The sequence below is a fragment of the Streptomyces sp. NBC_01515 genome (assembly GCF_045040345.1).
Lineage (GTDB): Bacteria > Actinomycetota > Actinomycetes > Streptomycetales > Streptomycetaceae > Streptomyces.
In genome coordinates, this window is record NZ_CP109416.1 from 10,001,902 (window position 1) to 10,021,062 (window position 19,161).

At 69.1% G+C, this 19,161-nt stretch carries 15 protein-coding genes; 8 read left to right on the forward strand and 7 right to left on the reverse strand.

Translation table 11 applies throughout. The annotated features are described in order from the left end of the window. Window positions 1–100 precede the first annotated feature (100 nt). From OG407_RS44205 to OG407_RS44220, 4 genes are read left to right on the forward strand one after another with little or no spacing between them, the layout of a single operon-like run. Window positions 101–781, forward strand: a complete 681-nt coding sequence (locus OG407_RS44205; RefSeq protein WP_318020537.1) for an ABC transporter permease — start codon at window positions 101–103, stop codon at window positions 779–781. Then, window positions 778–1,449 (forward strand): ABC transporter permease, encoded by a 672-nt coding sequence (locus OG407_RS44210; protein WP_405866319.1) that lies wholly within the window; start codon window positions 778–780, stop codon window positions 1,447–1,449. Before OG407_RS44205 ends, OG407_RS44210 begins: the two co-directional genes overlap by 4 nt. After that, window positions 1,446–2,396 (forward strand): ABC transporter substrate-binding protein, encoded by a 951-nt coding sequence (locus OG407_RS44215; RefSeq protein ID WP_405866321.1) that lies wholly within the window; start codon window positions 1,446–1,448, stop codon window positions 2,394–2,396. Before OG407_RS44210 ends, OG407_RS44215 begins: the two co-directional genes overlap by 4 nt. 51 nt (window positions 2,397–2,447) lie before the next feature. Then, window positions 2,448–3,026 carry a hypothetical protein gene (locus OG407_RS44220; RefSeq protein ID WP_405866323.1) on the forward strand — a complete coding sequence of 193 codons (579 nt, stop codon included), beginning with the start codon at window positions 2,448–2,450 and terminating at the stop codon, window positions 3,024–3,026. 15 nt (window positions 3,027–3,041) lie between these two features. Here OG407_RS44220 and OG407_RS44225 read toward each other — a convergent pair whose 3' ends face one another. Then, window positions 3,042–4,196: a betaine/proline/choline family ABC transporter ATP-binding protein gene (locus tag OG407_RS44225; protein WP_405866325.1), complete on the reverse strand. Its 1,155-nt coding sequence runs from the start codon at window positions 4,194–4,196 to the stop codon at window positions 3,042–3,044. A gap of 128 nt (window positions 4,197–4,324) precedes the next feature. Between OG407_RS44225 and OG407_RS44230 the strand changes: the two genes are divergently transcribed. Continuing rightward, the gene (locus OG407_RS44230) at window positions 4,325–7,462 is read left to right on the forward strand and encodes a family 78 glycoside hydrolase catalytic domain (RefSeq protein WP_405866327.1); all 3,138 of its coding nucleotides are present in this window, start codon (window positions 4,325–4,327) and stop codon (window positions 7,460–7,462) included. On the opposite strand, the gene OG407_RS44235 is transcribed toward OG407_RS44230, so the two are convergent. The 6 genes from OG407_RS44235 to rhaI form a co-directional block, all read right to left on the reverse strand. Further along, window positions 7,435–8,103 (reverse strand): lactate utilization protein C, encoded by a 669-nt coding sequence (locus OG407_RS44235; RefSeq protein ID WP_405866329.1) that lies wholly within the window; start codon window positions 8,101–8,103, stop codon window positions 7,435–7,437. The genes OG407_RS44230 and OG407_RS44235 overlap by 28 nt on opposite strands. Continuing rightward, entirely contained in the window at window positions 8,100–9,587 is a 1,488-nt protein-coding gene (locus OG407_RS44240; RefSeq protein WP_405866331.1) for a LutB/LldF family L-lactate oxidation iron-sulfur protein, read from the reverse strand. Before OG407_RS44240 ends, OG407_RS44235 begins: the two co-directional genes overlap by 4 nt. After that, complete coding sequence (locus OG407_RS44245) at window positions 9,584–10,345, reverse strand: (Fe-S)-binding protein (protein WP_405866333.1); 762 nt, start codon at window positions 10,343–10,345, stop codon at window positions 9,584–9,586. The genes OG407_RS44240 and OG407_RS44245 overlap by 4 nt, the downstream gene beginning before the upstream one ends. Before the next feature lie 132 nt (window positions 10,346–10,477). Then, complete coding sequence (locus tag OG407_RS44250) at window positions 10,478–11,929, reverse strand: rhamnulokinase family protein (RefSeq protein ID WP_405868916.1); 1,452 nt, start codon at window positions 11,927–11,929, stop codon at window positions 10,478–10,480. 8 nt (window positions 11,930–11,937) lie between these two features. Further along, complete coding sequence (locus tag OG407_RS44255) at window positions 11,938–13,977, reverse strand: bifunctional aldolase/short-chain dehydrogenase (RefSeq protein ID WP_405866335.1); 2,040 nt, start codon at window positions 13,975–13,977, stop codon at window positions 11,938–11,940. Between the two features lie 140 nt (window positions 13,978–14,117). Next, window positions 14,118–15,278 (reverse strand): L-rhamnose isomerase, encoded by a 1,161-nt coding sequence (rhaI, locus tag OG407_RS44260; protein ID WP_405866337.1) that lies wholly within the window; start codon window positions 15,276–15,278, stop codon window positions 14,118–14,120. Between the two features lie 262 nt (window positions 15,279–15,540). On the opposite strand from rhaI, the gene OG407_RS44265 reads away from it, so the two are divergent. From OG407_RS44265 to OG407_RS44275, 3 genes are read left to right on the forward strand one after another with little or no spacing between them, the layout of a single operon-like run. After that, window positions 15,541–17,058: a sugar ABC transporter ATP-binding protein gene (locus OG407_RS44265; RefSeq protein WP_405866339.1), complete on the forward strand. Its 1,518-nt coding sequence runs from the start codon at window positions 15,541–15,543 to the stop codon at window positions 17,056–17,058. A 43-nt stretch (window positions 17,059–17,101) separates the two neighbouring features. Further along, window positions 17,102–18,142 carry an ABC transporter permease gene (locus tag OG407_RS44270; protein ID WP_365985864.1) on the forward strand — a complete coding sequence of 347 codons (1,041 nt, stop codon included), beginning with the start codon at window positions 17,102–17,104 and terminating at the stop codon, window positions 18,140–18,142. Further along, window positions 18,135–19,112: an ABC transporter permease gene (locus tag OG407_RS44275; protein WP_405866342.1), complete on the forward strand. Its 978-nt coding sequence runs from the start codon at window positions 18,135–18,137 to the stop codon at window positions 19,110–19,112. The genes OG407_RS44270 and OG407_RS44275 overlap by 8 nt, the downstream gene beginning before the upstream one ends. Window positions 19,113–19,161: the final 49 nt, after the last annotated feature.

The window sequence follows — 19,161 nt, forward strand, 5'->3', positions numbered from 1 at the left end:
CTCCCGCGACAGTGGGGTGTACGACACCGTCGCGTTCGGCCGACGCCCGTACGGGTCACCAGAACGCGCCGTCGCCGGGCCCGCCCGATGCAATGGACCTGTGACCGCGCCCCCGGACGACTGCCTCGCCCGCAACGAGTGGATCTGCGGCGAGTACCTGAGCACCCGCCGCCACATCCTCGTCGACGCGGTCGTCCAGCACCTCCAGCTCACCGCGGTCTCGGTGCTGATCGGCCTGGCGATCGCGCTGCCGCTCGCGGTGGTGGCCCGCCGCTGGGGCTGGGCCGCGGGACCGGTGCTCGCGGTGACGACGATCCTCTACACGATCCCGTCCCTCGCGATGTTCTCGCTGCTCCTGCCCGTCTACGGCCTCTCCGCCACCCTCGTCGTCGCCGGGCTCGTCCTCTACTCGCTCACCCTGCTGGTCCGGAACATCCTGGCCGGCCTGCGTGCCGTACCCGAAGAGACCCGACAGGCCGCACGCGGCATGGGCTACGGCCCGATCCGCCTCCTTCTCACCGTGGAACTGCCCCTCGCGCTGCCCGCCGCGATGGCAGGCCTCCGCATCGCCACCGTCTCGGCGGTCTCGCTGGTCACGGTCGGGGCGATCGTCGGCTTCGGGGGACTCGGCAACCTCATCTACGCGGGCATGAACACCTACTTCAAGGCACAGGTGCTCACCGCGTCCGTGCTGTGCGTGGTGATCGCGATCGTCGCCGACCTGCTCCTGCTGCTCGTGCAACGGCTGATCACCCCCTGGACGAGGGCGGTGCGCGGATGAACACCCTGACCGACGCCTGGCACTGGCTCACCGACTCCGCCCACTGGTCGGGCGACGACGGCATCTGGCACCGGCTCGCGCAGCATCTCGTCCTCACGGTCGTCTGCCTCGCCATCAGCTGTCTGATCGCGCTGCCGATCGCCCTCGTCCTCGGCCACCTCGGCAAGGGCGGCGCGCTCGCGGTGAACATCTCCAACATCGGCCGCGCGGTGCCCACCTTCGCGGTCCTGGTGCTGCTGCTCCTGACCCCGATCGGCAAGTGGGGCGAGGGGCCCACGGTCGTCGCCCTGGTCCTGTTCGCCGTACCGCCGCTGCTCACCAACGCCTACGTCGGCATGCGCGAGGTCGACCGCGATGTGGTGCGGGCCGCGCGCGGGATGGGGATGACAGGCCGTCAGATGCTGTTCCGCGTCGAACTGCCGCTCTCGCTCCCGCTGTTGATGAACGGCGTACGGATCGCGGCCGTCCAACTCGTCGCGACCGCCACGATCGCCGCACTCGCGGGCGGCGGTGGACTCGGCCGCATCATCACCGCCGGCTTCAACCTCGCCAACACCGCACAGGTGGTGGCCGGGGCCGTCCTCGTCGCCGTGTTCGCGCTGCTCGTCGAGGGCGTCTTCGAGGTCGCCGAACGGCTGGCGCCCCGGTGGGCGGGGAGAGCACGATGAAGCGACTGCGACTGCGACGCATGTCCGTGGCCGGTCTCCTCCTCCTGGTCGCCGGCTGCTCGACCGGGCCGTCCCTGGAGAACCAGAGCGCCGTCACCGCACCACCCGGCGACAGCCATCACCTGACCATCGGCTCGGCCGGTTTCACCGAGAGCGACCTGCTCGCCCAGATGTACTCGCTCCTGCTGAAGCAAGCCGGTTACCAGACGTCCCTGCTCACCGTCGCCAACCGCGAACTCTACGAACCCGCCCTGGAATCAGGGCAGATCGACGTCGTCCCCGAGTACGCGGCCACCTTCGCCGACTGGCTCAACGCCAAGACCAACGGCCCCGACGCACCCGCCGTCGGCTCACCCGACCTCGCCACCACGATGAAGGCACTCCGCCGACTGGCCACGCCCCGCGGCCTCACCGTCCTCGACCCCGGCAAGGCCGTCGACCAGAACGCCTTCGCGGTGGCCCGCTCGTACGCCAAGGAACACCACCTCAGGACCCTCAGCGACCTCGGTGCCTCGGGACTGAAGGTGCGGCTCGCGGCGGGCGACGAGTGCGTGCAACGGCCTTACTGCGAACCGGGGTTGAAGAAGACCTACGGCATCGACATCACCGCCGTCGACCCGAAGGGCGTCGGCACGACACAGGCGAAGAGCGCGGTCCAGAACGGCCAGGACCAGATGGTGCTGACCACGACCACCGACGCGACCCTCGACCAGTTCGGCCTGGTCCTCCTCACCGACGACAAGCACCTCCAGAACGCCGACTACGTCGTCCCGGTCGTCAACCGCTCCCGGGCGGGCAGCACCGGCGTGACCAAGGCGTTGGGGAAACTCAATGACGTCCTCACCACGGCCGACCTGGCGTCCATGAACCAACAGGTCGACAGCTGGCGGCGGTTGGCGCAGGACGTGGCGCGGACGTACTTGAAGGACAAGGGCCTGCTGAAGTGAGGAGGAAGCGGAAGCAGGGGCATTGTCAGTGGCGGCTTGTACCTTTCCGGCATGGGTGTCTATCTGGTCGATGTCGGTGCGGGGGAGTGGCTGAGTGAGGACACGAGGGAAGGGGGCATGGGGGCGATCGCCAAGGGGCTCGACGCGGAGCTGGCCCGGCGCGGGCTGCCGCCGTACGCGTCCGTGCCGGAGCGGGACTTCGGGTCGGCGTTCGAGGAGAAGCTGAGCCCCTCCATGCAGGGGTTCGACGCGCTGTGCCGCGCCCGACTGACTCCTGCCGAGCGTGAGTTGATCGGTGGCTGGTCGGTGCTGGTGCCGGTCTCGCTCGACGAGGAGATACGACTGCCGATCGGCTCCGCGTACACCGACGAGACGGTGATCGCGGGCGCACCCCAGGTGCTGGCCCTGGCCGAGCGGCTGGCCGCCGCGCTTGAACTGCCCGTCGGGATACCGGAGGTGACGGGAAACCTGGCCCTCACCTTCTGGTTCCTGGAGGGAGAAGCAGAGGAGTTGGCGGCCGCCCGTCCCGGGCTCTGGAGCGAGGACCTGGACACGGCCTTCTACGTGGCCCTATATCTGCGCGCCGCCCAGCACGCGCTCCGACAGGGCTGTCCCCTCACCTACTCCTGAGCCGCCGAGCGAGCCTCACGCGTCCGCCACCGAGTCGAAGTCCACCTGCCCCCGGGGCACCCCGAGCGCGTCCGCGTCCACGGACCGCCGCAGCGCCTCATGCAGTTTCGCCGGGGTCAGCACGCCGAGGAAGCGTGCGCCGTCCAGTACGGCGACCCACCCGGCGTCGTGCTGGAGCATCACGCCGAACGCCTGCTTCAGCGGGGCGCCTACCGGCACCCAGGCGTTCATGCGGTGGGCGAGTTCGCCGACCGTGCCGCCCGCGGCGAGTTCGTCGGCCTTGACCCAGCCCTGCAGTTCGCCCTGTTCGTCGAGGACCACCGCCCACCGCGCGCCCTCCACCCGCAGCCGGTCGGCGGCCCGCTGTGCCTGCTCGTCCACGCGGGCGACCGGCGGCTGTTCCAGGTCGTCGGGCTCGATCTCCGTCACCGACAGCCGTTTCAGACCCCGGTCCGCGCCCACGAACTCGGCGACATACGGCGTCGCCGGCTTGCCGAGCACCGCGCCGGGGGTGTCGTACTGCTCGATCCGCCCCTGCCCGTACACGGCGATACGGTCGCCGAGCCGTACCGCCTCCTCGATGTCGTGCGTGACCAACAGCACCGTCTTGCGCACAGCGGCCTGCATCCGCAGGAACTCGTCCTGCAACTGCTCCCGCACCACCGGGTCGACCGCGCCGAAGGGTTCGTCCATCAGCAGCACCGGCGGATCGGCGGCCAGCGCACGCGCCACACCGACGCGTTGCCGCTGCCCGCCCGACAACTGCTCCGGATAGCGCGGGCCGTACGTCTTCGGGTCCAGGCCCACCAGATCGAGCAGCTCGGCGGCCCTGGCCCGCGCCTTCGTCCGCTTCCAGCCGATCAGGGACGGCACGGTCGCCGTGTTGTCGAGGACCGTGCGGTGCGGGAAGAGACCCACCTGCTGGATGACGTATCCGATACGGCGGCGCAGTCGCACCGGGTCGACGGTGGCGATGTCCTCGCCGTTCACGAAGATCCGGCCGGAGGTGGGCTCGATGAGGCGGTTGACCATCATCATGGTCGTCGTCTTGCCGCAGCCGGACGGGCCGACCAGCGTGACGAGTTCGCCCTCGTTCACCTCGAAGGACAGCCCGTCCACGGCCGTCGTACCGTCCGGGTACCGCTTGCTGACCTGCTCGAACCGGATCATGTCCTCACGCTAACGGCGCCGGTCCCGCACCGCCCTTCAACAGCGTCCCACCGGCTGGTGACGCGGACACGCGGACCCTGGAATGATCCGAGACACCTCATCTCCCGGCGGGCCGAAGGGACAGCGGCATGAACGACGGAGTCGACGGAGCCGACGCGACGGCCCGCATCGGAAGGCTGCGCCGCCGCACGCTGCTCACCACCGCGGCCCTGAGCGTCGTCCCCGCGGCGATGGCAGGAGGCAACGGCGCCGGAGGAACCGCCTCGGCCGGCACCACGGTGTCGGGCCTGACCGTGGAACACCGCACCGACCCGCTCGGCGTCGACGCGGCACACCCGAGATTCGGCTGGCGCATGGCGTCCACCGCGCGGGGCCGGCACCAGACGGCGTACCGGATCAAGGTCGCCACCTCGCCCCGCCACCTGACCCACGGCAGTGCCGACGTCTGGGACAGCGGCCGCGTCGACTCTGCGGACTCGGTCGCCGTCCACTACTCCGGCCCCGAACTGCGCGCCTCGACCCGCTACCACTGGACGGTGACGGTGTGGGACGAGCACGGCCGCGCGGTCACCGCCGCACCCGGCGCCCACTTCGAGACCGGCCTGCTCAGCACCGACGGCGTCACCGGCTGGGACGGCGCCCAGTGGATCGGCATGGCGGGCAAGCGGCCGAACACCGCCGGCGCGCCCCTCCTGCGCAGCCAGACGGCGCTGACGGGCGGGCAGGTCACCGAGGCCCGGCTGTACCTCTCCGCGCTCGGCGTGTACGACGCCTATGTCAACGGCCGCCGCGTGTCCGTGCCCCAGGGCGACGGCACGACGTACGAGTTCCTGCCCCCGGGCTGGACCAACTACGACACCACCGTCAACTACTTCACCTACGACGTCACGAACCTGCTCGGGGACCCGGCCCAGGTCACCCTCGCCGCCGTGCTCGGCAACGGCTGGTACAACGGCCGCATCGCCGAGAACAGCACCCACTACTCGGCCGACGGCAACCCCCTGGCCCTCAAGGCGAAGCTCCTCGTCCGGTACGCCGACGGCTCCACCCAGACGATCGTCACCGCCCCCGGCCCCGACTGGCGAGCCACCGACACCGGTCCCTACCGCACCGACGACATCTACGACGGCCAGCTCTACGACGCCCGCAAGGAACTCCCGGGTTGGACGGCGAACGGCTTCGACGCCTCGGCCTGGTCGTCGGTCGAGGCACAAGACCCTTTCCCCGACGCCCAGTTGGTCGCCTATCCCGGCGAGAGCGCCCGCCTGATGCCCGAGTGGGACCGCAAGCCGCACTCCGTCACCGTCTACACGGGCGTCACGGAAGTCGCGGGCGTGTTGGACCAGGACGGCAGCGCGAACGGCAAGGGCCGTATCGTCGTCGACCCCGTCCGCACGGTCACCGACCCAGTGCAGGCGTCCACCGTCTCCGTCACCCTGCACCCCGGTGACACCGCCGTCATCGACCTCGGCCAGAACCTGGTCGGCGTGCCCCGCTACACGCTGCGCGGCCCGGCGGGCGCCCAAGTCGCCTTCAAACCGGGGGAGATGCTCAACGACGACAGCGCGGGCGCCGACGGCCCCGCGGGCTCGGTCTACCGCGCGAACCTCCGCACCGCCGACGCCACCAGCACCTACATCCTCAAGGGTGACCCGGCAGGCGAGACCCACCAGGACTCGCTGACCTTCTACGGCTTCCGGTACGTCTCCGTCACCACGACCGAGACCGTGACCCTCGTCGAACTCACGGGCAAGGTAGCCACCTCCGCCCTCCACGACATCGGCACCGTCACCACCGACGACACGGACGTCAACCAGCTGATCAGCAACGTCCGTTGGGGCCAGCGCGGCAACTACCTCTGGATCCCCACCGACTGCCCACAACGCGACGAACGCCTCGGCTGGACCGGCGACACCCAGCTCTTCTCCAACACCGGCCTGTACAACACCGACGCCGTCTCCTTCCTCAGCCACTTCCAGGACACGCTGATCGACTCGCAGCACAACTACGGTGCGGGGAAAGCCCAGTTCCCCTGGGTCGCGCCGGGCCACCGCTTCAGCCAGCCGCTCCCGGCGAGCGGCTGGTCGGACTGCGGGGTGGTCGTGCCGTGGACCGTGTGGCAGATGTCCGGCGACACCACGATCATCGACCGCAGTTGGGCGTCGATGACCAAGTACCTTGACTGGATCCGGAGTCGCACCGGCGACACCTACGCCGGCCAGGGCGCGATCTTCGGCGACTGGCTCGCCTTCCAGATCACCAGCACCCAGCTCATCAGCGACGTCTACTACGGCTACAGCGCCCGCCTGATGGCGGACATGGCCCGCGCCACCGGCCGCACCGCCGAAGCGGCCACCTACGAGCGGCTGTTCACCCACATCAAGCGGGCCTTCATCACCAGGTACTTCGTCACCGACGCCCTCACCGGACAGCTGACGGTCCGGTCGAGCCTCGGCGACCCGCCGCCCCACACCCCCGGCAACAGTGCGGGCAAGACCGAGGACGACACCCAGACCGCCCTGCTCTGGATCCTCAAACTCGGCTTCTACGACACGGAGTCGCAGCACCGCCAACTGGTCACCCTGCTCACCGACAACATCGGCAACAGCCCGGCCTACAAGGCGGCCCACCCCGACAGCACCCGCGTGGAGTACCCGGAGAACACCCTCGCGGTGGGCTTCCTCGGCGTGAACGTCATCGCCCCCGTCCTCACCGACGAGGGCCGCGCCGACCTCGCGTACAGCCTCCTCCACCAGGACGCGATGCCGTCCTGGCTGTACTCGGTGGCCAACGGCGCCACCACGGTCTGGGAGCGCTGGAACTCGTACTCGAAGCAGGACGGCTTCGGCCCGGTCGACATGAACTCCTTCAACCACTACGCCTACGGCGCGATCATGGAGTGGATGTACGAGAGCATGGCCGGCATCGCCAAGGACCCCGAACACCCGGGCTTCCAGCACTTCTTCCTCCGGCCCCACATCGACCCGACCGGCAGGATCACGAAGGTGCGCGGCTCACACGTCTCTCCCTACGGCGAGATCGTCAGCGAATGGACCGCGAGGGACGGGAAGTTGACGTACCGAGCGGTCGTCCCCGCCAACAGCACGGCGACCCTGCGCATCCCCACCGTCGACCCGTCGACCGTCCACGAGGGCAAACGGCCCCTGGCCGAGGCGCTGGGCGTGCAGTTCCTCGGCTTCACGGACGACACCGCCTCCTACCAACTACCCTCCGGAACCTACGAGTTGACCTCCACGCTCGCCTGACCACTCACCAGCACCACCTCAAGGGTGCGCGGACCGTGCACCCCCTCGACCCGGTCCAGCTCGATGTCACTGGTCGCGGAAGGACCCGAGATCCAGGTCAACGGGCGTGCGGGGTCGAGGCGTTGGAGCGCCTGCGGGACCGAGGACACCACCTGGTCCGGCACCCGTACGACACAGATGTGGTGGTCGGGGACGAGCGTGATCCGGCGGCGGCCCTGGTCCGCGCCGCCGTCAAGCACGATGGTCCCGGTCTCGGCGACCGCCACCGCGCACGCCGTGACCACACTGTCGACCCGGTCCAGCTCGGCGGGGGTGCTCTCGCCCCGGTCGGCGACCTGTTCCGCGTCGGCCGCCGCGAGCCACGCAGGCTCCAGCCCAGGCGGTACGACGACGGTCTGCGAGCCCCGCTCGGTGAGCAACCCGGCGATCACGGCGGCCAGTTCGGCCTCCGTGCACCGGTGTACCAGCGCGCGGTAGTCGGCCAGGTTCTCGGCAAGCAGCTCCACCGTCTGCTCGACACTCCGGTCCCCGTGCTCGCGCAGATAACCGCGCTCGAAGGCCTGGTCGTACGGGGTGTCGTCCTTCGGCACGTCCGCGAGCGCGCGCTCCACGCGGCCCAGGATCCGTTCCCTGCTGCTCACTTGGCCTCGTCCTTTCCACCGTGCGTGCGCTGCCACCAGTCGCGGAACGGCTCCGCCGGTACGGCGGGCAGGTCCCGGGTGCCGCTCCACGCCTTGCCCGGGCCGGGCAGGGTCCGTGGATGGAAGCGCCGGGTGCGCGACGCGAGCCGTTGGCCGGTGCGCAGGGCGCCCGGGTGCGTGAACGTCCAGCGCGCCGCCCGCATGGCCGCGCGCTCGGCGGCATGGCCCTTGGCGGGTTGCAGGACGACCTTGTTGCCCTCGCGGGTCACCGGCCCGCCCTCCACCACCCTCTCCCGCAGATGCACCAGCACTTCGGGGATGTCGATGGCGACCGGGCACACCTCGTAGCAGGCACCGCACAGGGAGGATGCGTACGGCAGCGAGGCGTCGATCTCGCTTGCCGTGCCCCGGAGTTGGGGGCTGAGGATCGCGCCGATCGGGCCCGGGTAGACCGAGCCGTAGGCGTGCCCGCCGGCCCGCTCGTACACCGGGCAGACGTTCAGGCAGGCCGAGCAGCGGATGCAGCGCAGGGCCTGACGGCCGACCTCGTCGGCGAGGGTGTCGGTGCGGCCGTTGTCGAGCAGGACCAGGTGGAAGGTGCGCGGCCCGTCCCCGTCCGTAGTACCCGTCCACGTGCTGGTGTACGGGTTCATGCGCTCGGCGGTCGAGGAGCGGGGGAGGGTCTGCAGGAACACCTCCAGGTCCTGCCAGGTGGGCACGATCTTCTCGATGCCGACGACCGAGATCAGCGTCTCGGGGAGGGTGAGGCACATCCGGCCGTTGCCCTCGGACTCGACGACGACGAGCGTGCCGGTGTCCGCGACCATGAAGTTGGCGCCGGAGATACCGACTTTGGCCCGCAGGAACTTCTCGCGGAGGTGGAGACGGGCGGCCTCGGCGAGTTCGGCGGGCGTGTCGGTCAGCCCGTCCGGGGCCGGGCGGCCCCACTCGCTCATCTCGCGGGCGAAGATCTCCCGGATCTCACCGCGGTTGCGGTGGATCGCGGGGACCAGGATGTGCGAGGGACGGTCCTTGCCCAACTGCACGATGAGTTCGGCGAGATCGGTCTCGTAGGCGCGGATGCCCGCCGCCTCCAGGGCTTCGTTGAGCCCGATCTCCTGCGTGGCCATCGACTTGACCTTGACGACCTCCGACTCGCCCGTCTCCTTGACGAGTTGAGTCACGATCCGGTTGGCCTCGTCCGCGTCGGCGGCCCAGTGCACGATGCCGCCGGCGGCCGTCACCGACTCCTCCAACTGGACCAGATAGCGGTCGAGATGGCGGAGGGTGTGGTCCTTGATCTGCTTACCGGCCTCGCGCAGGGCCGCCCAGTCGGACAACTCCGCCACGGCCTTGGCCCGTTTGGCGCGGATCGTGTGGGTGGCGTGGCGCAGATTTCCGCGCAGGGTCTGGTTGTTGACGGCCTCGTGCGCGGCCACGGGGAAGGCCGGGAACGCGGGCATTCCGACGAAGGTGCCGCTCATGCGCCCGTCTCCTCTTCCATCTCGGTGGCGGCCAGGATCTCGGCGATGTGCACCGGCCGCATCTCGGTGTGGAGCCGGGCCATCGTGCCCCCGATGTGCATGAGACAGGAGTTGTCCGCAGCACACAGCACCCCGGCACCCGTCGACTCGGCGTTGCGCACCTTGTCGGCACCCATCGCCGCCGACACATCGGCGTTCTTCACGGCGAACGTCCCGCCGAACCCGCAGCACTCGTCCGCACCGGGCAGCTCGACCAACTCCAGCCCCTTGACGGCCTGGAGGAGCTTGAGCGGCCGGTCGCCGAGCCCGAGGCTGCGCAGCCCGTGGCAGGTGGGGTGGTAGGTCACCTTGTGCGGGTAGTAGGCCCCGACGTCCGTCACCCCGAGCACGTCCACGAGGAACTCGGTCAGCTCGTACGTCTTCGGCACCACCGGCGCCAACGTGGCCGCGAGAGTGTCCCCGCGCCCTTCGGCCCGGGCCCGCTCGCCCATGCGCGGATACAGCTCCCGCACCATCGCCCCGCAGGACCCGGACGGCGTGACGATCGCCTCGTACTCCCCGAAGACATCGGAGAAATGCCGGGCGAGCGGCTCGGCCTCATGGCGGTAACCGGTGTTGTAGTGCGCCTGCCCGCAGCACGTCTGGGCCATCGGGAAGTCGACCTCGACGCCCAGCCTGGTCAGCAGTTTCACCACGGCGCGCCCGGTGTCCGGATAGAGCGTGTCGTTGACGCAAGTCAGGAACAGAGCGACACGCATCGCGGCTCCTTAGTAGTCGATCATCGGATGGATGCAGCGTAGTCGGAGGTCACCGTCAGGGGGAGTCCCCGGTTGGCCGCGTACCGAGCCGGGCCGCCGAGCCGGAGGTCACCGTCTCAGTGAGCCCTCGGTTCACCGCGCGGCGAGCCGGGCCTCCGCCGCCCGCCACTGGGCGGTGTCGCCCTGAGGCTCGTAGCGGGTCGACGGCTGCGTACGGGCGAGGAGTCTCCGCATCCCGGCCAGGTCACCCACGAGCCCATGGGCCCGCGCCTGGACGAGCACGTTGCCGAGGGCCGCAGCCTCCGTAGGACCCGCGACCACCGGCAACCCACAGGCATCGGCGGTCAGTTGGCACAACAGCGCGTTACGGGTACCGCCCCCGACGATGTGCACGACGTCGACCGGATGGCCGGCGAGTTCCTGGGCGTCACTGACCGCCCGCCGATGGGCGAGCGCAAGGGAGTCGAGGATGCAGCGCGTGATCTCCGCCCGGGACTCCGGCACCGGCTGCCCGGAACCGCGGCACGCATCGGCGATCCGCTCGGGCATCCGGCCCGGCGCCAGAAACGCCGCGTCCCCCGCGTCCACGACCGACCGCAGCGCCGGCACCCGAGCGGCCCCGCGCAGCAACTCACCCAACTCCGGCTCGCCCCAGGCCCGTACACACTCCTGAAGCAACCACAGTCCCATGATGTTGCGCAGATACCGGACCGTGCCGTCGAGGCCCAGCTCATTGGTGAAGTTGGCGGCCCGGCTCGCCTCGCTGAGCACCGGCGCGTCGAGCTCCAGACCGGCCAGCGACCAGGTGCCGGTACAGATATAGGCGAAGCGCTCCTCAACTGCCGGAACGGCGGCCACAGCTGACGCGGTGTCATGAGACCCCACCGCCGTCACCGGCACGGGCCCCCGAAGCCCCGTCTCCTCCAGCACCTCGTCCCGCAACGCCCCCGCAGGATCGCCCGGTTGCCGCAAGGGCGCGAACAGTCCGAGGTCGATACCGAGGCGCGAGGCGATGTCGTACGCCCAGTCGCGCGTCCGGGGATCGATGAGTTGGGTGGTGGAGGCGTTGGTCAGCTCGGTGCCCTGCTCACCGGTGAGCCAGTACGACAGCAGGTCGGGGACGAGCAACAACCGCTCGGCGTGCGCCAGTTGGGCCGATTCGCGAGCGGCGGTCAGCTGATACAGCGTGTTGAACGGCGCGTACTGCAACCCGGTCGACGCGTACAGCTCACTCGCGGGCACCGTCGCCCACACCTTCTCGGCGACCCCCTCCGTGCGGGCGTCCCGATAGTGCACGGGATTGCCCAGCAAGGCCCCGTCCGCGTCCAACAGCCCGTAGTCCACGGCCCAACTGTCGATACCGACCGAGTCGAGCCGCCCGCCGGTCACCGCGCCCGCCGCCCGGAGCCCGTCCAGGACACCCGCGTACAGGGCGAGGATGTCCCAGCGCAGCCCCTCAGGAGTCCGAACGGGCCGGTTCGGGAAACGATGGGCCTCCGCCAATTCCAGGGAGTCGGGCCCGACACGGCCGACCATGACCCGCCCACTGGACGCGCCGAGGTCGACCGCGGCGTACACGTTCACGTCGGCGCTCACCGAAGGAAGGCGGCCGCAACGCCGGCGTCGACCGGGACGTGCAGCCCGGTGGTGTGCGTCAAGTCCCCGCCGGTGAGGGCGAAGACGGCGTTGGCGACATGCTCCGGCAGCACCTCGCGCTTGAGGATGGTCCGCTGGGCGTAGAACTCGCCGAGCTTCTCCTCCTCGATCCCGTAGGTCGCCGCCCGCTGCGCACCCCAACCGCCCGCGAAGATGCCCGAGCCCCGCACGACACCGTCCGGGTTGATCCCGTTGACCCGGATACCGTGCTCACCCAACTCGGCGGCCAGCAGCCGCACTTGATGGGCCTGGTCGGCCTTGGTGGCCGAGTAGGCGATGTTGTTGGGCCCGGCGAACACGGCGTTCTTGGAAGCGATGTAGAGGATGTCGCCCCCGAGTCCCTGCGCGATCATCGCCCGGGCAGCCTCACGCGAGACGAGGAACGACCCGCGGGCCATGATGTCGTGCTGCAGATCCCAGTCCCGGGCCGAAGTCTCCAACAGGGGCTTGGAGATGGAGATCCCCGCGTTGTTCACGACGAGATCGACCCCGCCGAAGGCCAGCAGGGCGGCCTTGAAGGCATCGGCGATCTGTCCCTCGTCCGTCACGTCGACGGTGACGGCAACAGCCTTGTCGGGCCCACCCAGTTCCTCCGAAACGGCCCGCGCGTTGTCGGAGTTGAGATCCGCGACAACGACACAGGCCCCTTCATCGACCAGCCGCCGGGCAATGGCCTTCCCGATCCCACTCCCCGCACCGGTGACGAGCGCGACCCGAGTCGCCAGCGGCTTGGGCTTCGGCATCCGCTGAAGCTTGGCCTCCTCCAACGCCCAGTACTCGATCCGGAACTTCTCCGACTCCTCGATCGGCGCGTACGTAGAAACGGCCTCGGCCCCACGCATCACGTTGATGGCGTTGACGTAGAACTCGCCCGCCACCCGCGCCGTCTGCTTGTCCTTGCCGAACGAGAACATCCCGACACCCGGAATCAACACGATCGCCGGATCGGCCCCACGCATCGCGGGGGAGTCGGGCAGAGCGTGCCGCTGGTAATAGCCGGCGTACTCCTCCCGATAGACGGCATGCAGCTCCTTCAGCCGCGCGATCGCCTCGTCCAGCGGAGCGGTGGGCGGCAGATCGAGAACGAGCGGCCGAACCTTGGTCCGCAAGAAGTGATCGGGGCACGAGGTGCCGAGCGCGGCAAGCCGGGGATGTTCGGCCCGAGCGAGAAAATCAAGCACGACATCGGAATCGGTGAAGTGCCCGACCTGCGCCCGGTCTTGAGACGCGACAGCACGAACATACGGCGCAAGCGCGGCCCCCCGCTCCCGCCGCTCACCCTCGGCCAACGCCCCGTACCCCTCGACGACCGGCCCGAAGGGCTCCGGCTTCCCCCGCTCGACGAGAAACGCCTCGGCGGTACGGATGATGTGCAGCGAGTTCCGCTCACACTCCTCAGAGGTGTCCCCCCAGGCAGTGATCCCATGCCCCCCGAGCACACACCCAACGGCCTGCGGATTGGCGGCCTTGACGGCAGCGATGTCCAGCCCCAACTGAAACCCGGGCCGTCGCCAGGGCACCCACACCACACTGTCCCCGAAACACTCGGCGGTCAGCTTCTCCCCATCGGCGGCACAGGCGAGCGCGATCCCGGAATCGGGGTGCAGATGATCGACATGAGCGGCATCCACGAGCCCGTGCATAGCGGTGTCGATCGAGGGCGCCGCACCCCCCTTCCCGTGCAGGCAGTAGTCGAACGAGGCGACCATCTCGTCCTCGCGCTCCACCCCCGGATACACGTCGACAAGCGCCCGCATCCGATCCAGCCGCAACACGGCCAGCCCACCCTCGGTGAGCGTCCCGAGATCCCCTCCGGACCCCTTGACCCACATCAACTCGACATCACCCCCGGTCACGGGATCAGTGTCGGTGCCCTTCGCGGACGTATTCCCGCCGGCGTAGTTGGTATTACGAGGATCGGAACCAAGCCGATTGGAACGAGCGAGGAGAGAGGCGGCGTCGGGGTGCGGTGCCATGAACTTCCAGTCCTTCTACGAGAGAGGGCGAGTGCAATTCCTTAGGGGCGCGGGGCTGTATCGATATGCGGCTCCGCCGCGTGGGCGCGACCAGCCACAGACGGCCCGCACCCCGCAGACAAGCAGATCCAGGCAGACGCCTACGCTCCCCACCCAGCCTGCTGCCCCCCAACCCGCTCAGCAACAATCCGCTCCTGCCACCCACTAGCCCGATACGCCGCAATCGGGTCAGGGGCAAGCCCCTGGTCCTCCCGCAACTCCCTCAACAGCGGCCGCACATCCGTGTTGTACGCGTCCATCAACACGGCATTCGCCTCCAGCACATCCCCGGCCCGCTGAGCCGCACCCAGGGCGACAGGGTCCACCAGCAACGCCTTGGCGGTAGCCTCCTGCACATTCATCACCGACCGAATGATCGCCGGAATCTTCGCCTCGATGTTGTGACACTGATCCAGCATGAAGGCGACATCCGCAGTGAACCCCCCACCCCGAATCACCTCATACATGATCCGGAACAACTGGAACGGATCAGCCGCCCCCACCATCAGGTCATCGTCCGCATAGAACCGGGAGTTGAAGTCGAACGCCCCGAGCTTCCCCTCCCGCAACAGCGTCGCCACGATGAACTCGATATTGGTGCCGGGCGCGTGATGCCCGGTATCGACCACGACCTGAGCCTTGGGGCCGAGCTTCAAGCAATGCGCGTACGCAGTACCCCAGTCCGGCACGTCCGTCGCGTAAAAGGCCGGCTCGAAGAACTTGTACTCCAGCAACATCCGCTGCCCGTCCCCGAGCCGCTCGTACACCGCCGCGAGTGCCTCCGCCAACCGGTCCTGACGCGCGGAAAGATCATCCTGCCCGGGATAGTTCGTCCCGTCCGCGAACCACAGCTTCAGATCGGCGGAGCCCGTCGCATCCATGATGTCGACACACTCCAGCAGATGATCCAGCGCCTTGCGCCGCACCGCCGCATCGGGATGACACACACTCCCGAGCCGGTAGTCGTCGTCCTGGAACGTGTTCGAGTTGATCGCGCCGAGCTTCAGGCCGTGGTCCTCCGCGAACTTCCCCAGCGCCCCGAAGTCGTCGACCCGGTCCCACGGGATGTGCAGGGCGACCGTAGGAGCCACGCCGGTGAACTCGTGGACCTTGGCCGCGTCCTCCAGCTTCTCCTGCGGAGTCCGGGGAACGCCCTCCTGGGCGAAGACCTTGAACCGGGTCCCCGAGTTCCCGTACGCCCACGACGGCGTCTCGACTGCCTGGGTCTGGAGAGCGGCCTTCACCGCGGCGAGATCGGTCACTTGAGGGCTCCTGTGACGTGCGACGGAACGGCGTATGTATGAAACGATTCAGAGAGCGAAGTTATGAGCCTCCCGAAGGGGTGTCAAGCCCTACGGCGAAGCCTGTGGCCCGTGACTCCAATGTGACCTTTGGCTATCGAAAGTTTTTCGAGGCGGACCCATTGACGTGACAAGGCTGACGCGCCTAACGTCCCGGCAACCAAGTTGAAACCTTTCACGACGCTGTGAGGGCCTACCCGCCGGCGTCGTCGAGGAGCCCCTCATGACCCACCCGTCAGAAGCGGGTCCGGCCCCGGTGCTCGCGCTCAAGGGCATCTCCAAGTCCTTCGGCGCGGTGCGCGCCCTGCGGGACGTGTCCCTCGAACTGTTCCCCGGTGAGGTGCACGCACTCGCCGGTGAGAACGGCGCGGGCAAGTCCACTCTCATCAAGACCCTCGCCGGTGTGCACCGGCCCGACGCCGGGCAGGTGCTGCTCGACGGCGTGCCCGTCCTCTTCCACGGCCCCGGTGACGCCCGCGACGCGGGTATCGCCGTGATCTACCAGGAACCGACCCTCTTCCCCGACCTGTCGATCGCCGAGAACATCTTCATGGGCCGCCAGCCCCGCCGCGCGCTCGGCCGTATCGACCACAAGGCCACCTACGCGGCGACGGCCGCCCTGATGAAGCGGCTCGGCGTCGAGCTGGACCCCGACCGCCCGGCGCGCGGACTGTCCATCGCGGACCAGCAGATCGTGGAGATCGCCAAGGCGCTCTCCTTCGACGCCCGCGTCCTGATCATGGACGAGCCCACGGCCGCCCTCACCGGCAGCGAGGTGGCCCGCCTCTTCGGTGTCGTCCGCACCCTGCGTGAACAGGGCGCCGCCGTCCTGTTCATCTCGCACCGCCTGGAGGAGATCTTCCAGATCTGCCAACGCGTCACCACCCTGCGCGACGGCGCCCTGATCTCCAGCGAGCCGATCGAGGGGATGACCGAGGACGATCTCGTACGCCGCATGGTCGGCCGCGATCTCGACGAGCTGTACCCCAAGCAGGACGTCGAACCCGGTGAAGTCGCCCTGAGCGTCAAGCGGTTGACCCGCGAGGGTGTCTTCACCGACGTCTCCTTCGACGTGCGGCGCGGGGAGATCGTCGGTCTCGCCGGGCTTGTCGGAGCCGGCCGTACCGAAGTCGCGCGGGCCCTCTTCGGCATCGACCGGTGGGACGCCGGCGGGGTCGAGGTCGACGGTAAGTCGCTGACGAACGGCGCCCCCTCGACCGCGATGGCCGCGGGGCTCGCCCTCGTCCCCGAGGACCGGCGCGCCCAGGGCCTGGTGATGGACATGTCCATCGAGCGGAACATCGGCCTGACCGGCCTGCGGACGACCGTCAGGGCGGGCCTCGTCGACCGCGGCGCCGAGCGCAGCCGTTCCCTCGACTGGGCGGTGAAGCTGCACGTCAAGTACGCGCGGATCGCCGACACCGTCAGCACCCTGTCCGGCGGCAACCAGCAGAAGGTCGTCCTCGCCAAGTGGCTCGCCACCGGACCGAAGGTGCTGATCGTCGACGAGCCGACCCGTGGCATCGATGTCGGGACCAAGGCCGAAGTGCACCGGCTGCTCAGCGAGTTGGCCGCCGACGGGGTCGCCGTCCTGATGATCTCCTCCGATCTGCCCGAGATCCTCGGCATGGCCGACCGCGTGCTGGTGATGCACGAGGGCCGCCTCACCGCCGAGATCCCCCGCTCCGAAGCCACCGAGGAAACCGTGATGGCCGCAGCCACCGGGAGGGCCGCCGCATGAACAGGTCCTTCATGACGATTGCAGCTTTCGGGAGGGCCGCCGTATGACGGTCACCGCGCCCAATCCCGCGCCCGCCGCCGAAGTGCCCGAGTCGAGCAGCACCCGGCTCGTCGACCGGGTCTTCAAGATGCGCGAACTCGCCATCCTGGTCGTCTTCCTGGTGATGATCGGCATCACCCAGGCGGGCAACAGCGAGTTCCTGTCCGAGCAGGGCATCAAGGACCTGCTCCTCAACGCGACCATCCTGGTGCTGGTCGCCACCGGGCAGTCGCTGGTCGTCATAACGCGCAACGTCGACCTGTCCGTCGGCTCCACGCTCGGCATCACCGCCTTCGCCACCGGCACCTATCTGCAGGGCGGTGGCAACGCTGTCATCGCGATCCTGCTGGCGGTCCTGCTCGGTATCGGACTCGGCCTGGTCAACGGGCTGTTGGTCAGTCTGGGGCAGGTGCCCGCGCTGGTCGTGACGCTCGGCACGCTCTACATCATCCGGGGCGTCGACTCCATCTGGGTCGGCTCACGGCAGATCACCGCCGCCGATCTCCCGGGCGGATTCGTGGACTTCGGCTCCGGCGGCCTGTCGGCCGTGCCCTGGCTGGCGATGATCGCGCTCGCCGTACTGATCGCCACCGCCTACTACCTCAAACACTTCGGCAGCGGGCGGGAGTTGTACGCGCTCGGCTCCAACCCCGAGGCCGCCCGGCTCGCCGGCATCCCCGTCCGCAAGCGGATCCTCGCCGCGTACACCTTCTGCGGCGGGCTCGCCGGACTCGCCGGCGCGATGTACCTCGCCCGCTTCGGCAACGTCGACTCCGGCACCGGCACCGGGTACGAACTCACCGTGGTCAGCGCGGTAGTTGTGGGTGGCGTGGTCTTCACCGGCGGCTCCGGCAGCGTCTACGGCGCGGCGCTCGGCGCGCTCCTGCTGACCTCGATCAACAGTGTGCTGCCCGCCCTCGGCGTCAGTTCCGTCTGGGTGCTGGCCATCAACGGCATCCTGCTCATCCTCGCCATCGCCGTCGACCGGATCGTCGCCCTGCGTGTGGCCACCGCACTGAAGAAGAGGAACGCCCGCCATGCCTGAGTCGTTGACGCGTGCGATCCGCTGGGACACGGTCGTCGGCGCCCTCCTGATCGTCCTGCTGCTGTTCTCCTTCTCCTTCGTGGACGGCTTCGGCAACGCGCTGAACCTGTCGTTCCTGATCGGCAACACCCTTCCCATCGCGCTGATCGCCCTCCCGATGACGCTGTTGGTCGTCGCCGGCGAGATCGACCTGTCGGTCGCCTCCACCGCCGGGCTGTCGGGCGCGGTGATGGGCAAGCTGTGGAACGACGGCATGACCATCGAGACGATCATCCCGATCTGCCTGCTGCTGGGCGTGGCCTGCGGGCTGGTCAACGGGCTTCTCGTCACCCGGCTCGGGCTGCCGTCCCTCGCCGTCACGATCGGCACGCTCGCCGCGTACCGGGGGATCGCGCAGATCGTGCTCGGGTCCGACGCCGTGACCGATTTCCCCACGCAGTACCTGGACTTCGCGTCCGGGCGGCTCGGGGGCACGTTCCTGCCGCGGGCGTTCCTGCCCTTCCTCGTGTTGCTCGCGATCGCCGTGGTCGTGTTGCACGCGACGCCGTTCGGGCGGTCGTTGTTCGCGATCGGGGCGAATGTGGAAGCGGCGCGGTTTGCCGGCATCCGGGTTCGGCGGCAGAAGCTGATCCTGTTCACGGTGACGGGTTTGATGGCTTCTCTCACCGGGGTGTTCTGGGCGCTGCACTACGCGAGTGCTCGGTATGACAACGCGACCGGGCTCGAACTGTCCGTCGTAGCCGCGGTGTTGCTCGGCGGGATCGACTTCGACGGCGGGAAGGGGACGTTGGGAGGTGCGGTTGCCGGGGTCTTTCTGCTCGGGGCGTTGCAGAACGTGATGAGCCTGGTGAATGTCTCCGCGCAGTCGCAGATCGTTGTTACCGGTGTTCTGCTCGTGGTCTCGGTACTTGGGCCTCGGGTCGCACGCCAGATTGCCATCGCGAGGGCCGCTGCGCGCGCCGTCGGATAGGTCGTTCGAAAGCTGCCGGCCGACTGTGGCTGGTCGCGCAGTTCCCCGC